5 protein-coding genes are annotated in these 3,632 nt (G+C 47.6%); 2 read left to right on the top strand and 3 right to left on the bottom strand.

Annotated features, from left to right (window positions below; all coding sequences use genetic code 11):
* Positions 1-291, top strand: a 291-nt coding sequence (locus K2Q26_13695; protein ID MBY0316572.1) for a hypothetical protein, incomplete at its 5' end; no start/stop codon positions are given.
* A gap of 9 nt (positions 292-300) precedes the next feature.
* Here the strand turns inward: K2Q26_13695 and K2Q26_13700 are convergent.
* From K2Q26_13700 to K2Q26_13710, 3 genes are all read right to left on the bottom strand, one after another.
* Positions 301-1,365, bottom strand: coding sequence for a methylated-DNA--[protein]-cysteine S-methyltransferase (locus tag K2Q26_13700; protein ID MBY0316573.1), 1,065 nt, complete (start codon positions 1,363-1,365; stop codon positions 301-303).
* 75 nt (positions 1,366-1,440) lie between these two features.
* A complete protein-coding gene (locus tag K2Q26_13705) occupies positions 1,441-1,779 on the bottom strand; it encodes a hypothetical protein (GenBank protein ID MBY0316574.1) in 339 nt (112 codons plus the stop codon).
* Positions 1,780-2,042: 263 nt separating this feature from the next.
* Positions 2,043-2,927, bottom strand: a complete 885-nt coding sequence (locus K2Q26_13710) for a LysR family transcriptional regulator (GenBank protein ID MBY0316575.1) — start codon at positions 2,925-2,927, stop codon at positions 2,043-2,045.
* Between the two features lie 97 nt (positions 2,928-3,024).
* Here K2Q26_13710 and K2Q26_13715 point away from each other — a divergent pair.
* Positions 3,025-3,632, top strand: a 608-nt coding sequence (locus tag K2Q26_13715; GenBank protein ID MBY0316576.1) for a hypothetical protein, incomplete at its 3' end; no start/stop codon positions are given.

Here is a 3,632-nt window from a genome sequence, read left to right on the forward strand (position 1 = left end):
GTTCGGAACCAACCGACTCCGATGCGAGAGCTGACGATTTACGACAACTTGGATGCACCTCATCTCCATGGTTACTTTAGATCTGTGCAAGGGGAATTCCGCCTGGTGCCTCTCCCCGGCGGACGCACCCGCCTCGAAGGCACCACATGGTACGAGATGGATATTCAGCCGGGACTTTACTGGCAATTCTATAGTCGTTGGTTTATCCACACGATCCACAACCGCGTCCTCGAGCACATCAAAAATTTAAGTGAGCCTCCACAGAAAGTCGCCGCACTTTCGAGAGAGTAAGAGGAGCTCCTATTTTTGTCGTTCGAGTTCTAAAAGTTTTGTTTTTGTCGACAGGCCACCGGCAAAGCCACCAAGGCTTCCGTCGGCGGCAATCACGCGATGACAAGGCACCACGATACTGAGGGGATTTTTTCCGTTCGCAGTACCGACCGCGCGTACCGCTTTTTCATTTTTAATTTTTCGAGCGATATCTTTGTAAGAAAGCGTTGTCCCGTAAGGAATTTTACTCAATTCGCTCCAAACTTTTTCCTGAAAAGCAGTTCCCTTCCGATCCAACGGCAAGTCGAACACCCGACGTTGGCCGGCGAAATACTCTTCGAGCTGCTTGACCGCTTGATACAGATTTTGTGTGACGGGGTCACTCCCCGCAAGTGAGGGTGCAAAGGGGACATTCTGTTTTTTCCAGTACACACCTCGAAGTCCTTTGGCAGAGGCTATGAGATAGAGTGAGGTGATTTCGGTCTTCATCATCCATTGTAAATTCATTGTTCTTTTCTCCTGAGCTGGTTTTCCACTGCGAAACTTCGTGGGGCTCATTTTATAAAAATCTTTAAATGCGGCATTAAATCGGCGGAGAGATTTAAAACCAGAATCCATCGCAATCTGCGAGATCGAATGATCGTTGCCCGTCAATTTTTGCGCGGCCCTATTCAACTGAATACTCATTGCGAACTGCTTGGGAGTTTTCCCCATTTCATCCATAAAAAGTCGACGCAAATGGCGCGCTGAGACTCCAAAGATTTCGGCGAAGCGATCCTCATTAAGTCCATTGAGGCCTTTTTTAAAAAGAATCTTGATCGCTCTTTCGACGATAGCGGTCTTTCCCAACCACGCCGGAGACTGAGGACTGGCGTCGGGACGGCAACGGAGGCAGGCACGGTATCCGGCGTTTTCCGCTTGTCCCCGCGTCTTAAAAAATTCCATATTTTCTTTTTTAGGTTTTGCAGGGCAAATCGGACGGCAGTAGATATCGGTTGTTTTGACTCCAATAAAAAAAAGACCATCGAAACGTGCATCTCTCTCTCGAAACGCTTTAAAATAAAGATCGTCTTGTTTTTGATTTTGAAGTTTCATAAGTCAAATGTAATACGGTTCGACGGCGCTGTCTGGCCGTTTTCGGACATCATCATTTTTTGGGACTGAGGTCAATTATCTTGCTTTACCTTCAAGTGGACCGCTGTTGGCTTTCCACTGCTCAGTATCATGAGCTTCAGGATCTTCGTGAGTGGGATGATCCACAGGATCGGCAGCGCCGACGTCGGGTTTTATGGGCTCTTCGATTTTGTCATCGATATCTACGTCATCAGCATCACCCGTTGAATCACCAATGGACGGGCTCATATCCCAATCCTCATCTTGAAGGCTCGTCGGCTGGCGAGTGGCTGACATCATTTGATAAGCGACCAACGCAAGAACTAAAAGTGCTACGGCAAAGCCAATAATCACGGGATTCATCGATTTTTTCTGCGGGGACTTAGTTTTAGCCATATCTAGTTTCGATTATAAGCCAACTGCGCTTTCCAGCATAGTTAAAACACAATTTGCTTTTCGCCGCGCCTATGCCACGATAGGAACAAGGAGAATTTATGAGATCAAAACGCGTTTATGGCTCCAGATGGAGTTGTACTTGCGCTCATCCTCGGAGCCTTGACGGTTTACCTCTCATTTTTTGCCGAACCCTACGCTTCATAAATAAAAATATTATTCCGTCCGAAATAATGACGAACTGCCCTCTACGATAAATACCGCTTCTAAAGGTTCATTTTCTTAGGCAATAATTTTTTAAGCAGCGGATTCGGAAAACGTCTTCGCTGCACGAGAGCGTAGAAGTGTTCGGTGATTTCTGGAATACGACAATGCTCCACCAATAGCCCAGATTCTAATTCGTCCTTCACGGCGATGGCAGGAACCAGAGTTAAGAACGGGCTCTCTCGGGCTAGCACTCTCAGCATCGTCATGTCATCCACCTCGGCCACAATGCGTGGAGTGATTTCCGCCGCCTCCATGGCTCGATCAAACGAGTGTCGAATTTCGCTTTCGAGACTTGGCACCATGATCGGTTGGTCGATCAGGTCTTCAGGATATTTAAACTTCTGCATCTTTCGCGATCGGCGCCCTACGATACTCACGGGCTGTTCTTTTAAAAGATGACTGTGAACGGAACTCCGGAGATCTTGTCGAGGCGAAGAGTTCGCCAGCACAACATCCAACTGCAAGGATTCCATTTGTAACAGTAGTTCTCGCAGAGAGCCGGAACGGATGATGAGCTCGATGTCCTGTCGCTCCATCAGTGGTCTCAAAAACTCGAGTTGAAAGTTTCGAGAGAGAGTAGTGATCGCTCCGATTCTTAGAATTTGCTGATTTAGTAAAGGCTTTCCTTCAAGGGTGCTGACCAGATCCCGACCCGCTTTAAAGATCGTATTTGCGTATGCCAACGCGATCCGCCCTGCTTCGGTGATGACCAGTTTCTTGCCCGTTCTCTCGAATAAGGAATGGCCTAATTGATCCTCCAGCTTTTTCAACTGCGACGATACGGCGGATTGGGAGATATTGAGCCTTGCCGCTGCGCGGTTAAGCGCTCCCTCATTTGCGATGGCCCAAAACAAACGAAGATGGTGTAGGTTTAACTCGTTCATAAGATTGTTCTATTAAATAGAATAAAACATTACAATCAATCTATTTTATTGCTAAGAGAAAAAAGACTATGGTGAGACTCAATAGCGAGGTATTTACATGTTTTCCAATTTGATTTGGCTGACGGCCATTGGCCCTGCGGGATTAATTCTATCTGGCCTGCTGTTCCCCTTTTTATATTCTCAGCGCCGCAGCCTCGCTCATGGGGTGATTCGAGCCTGGGCCCTATTTTGCATTCTGGTCTCCATCGTTTCTTTAGCTTGGGTGTATTCGCAAGCCCCACTCCAAACTCCCCTCCTCGGTCTGCACGGAGTGGGACTGTCACTTTACTTGGATAAAATCAGCGCGAGTTTGCTCTTACTTGTTTCTTTTATTGGATTCGTTGTATTGTCCTACAGCCGCCACTACCTAGCTGGCGATCCTGGACATAGCCGTTTTATGAGATGGACCGTTCTCACCTTAGGCTCTGTTTTAATCCTCATCATTTCTGGCAACCTCGCTTTGTTTTATGGGGCTTGGGTCGCGACGAGCATTTATCTCCACCAGCTCCTCACTTTTTATTCCGAGCGACCCTCCGCCATTCTTGCTGCTCGGAAGAAGCGAGTGGTCAGTCGCCTCAGCGACGTTTTCATTCTTTTTGCGCTGCTTGTGCTTTATCGTCAGTTCGGAAGTTTGGAGTACACAGCGATCCTTCAGGGAGCACAAGC

The organism is Bdellovibrionales bacterium, assembly GCA_019750295.1.
Classification (GTDB): domain Bacteria; phylum Bdellovibrionota; class Bdellovibrionia; order Bdellovibrionales; family JAGQZY01; genus JAIEOS01.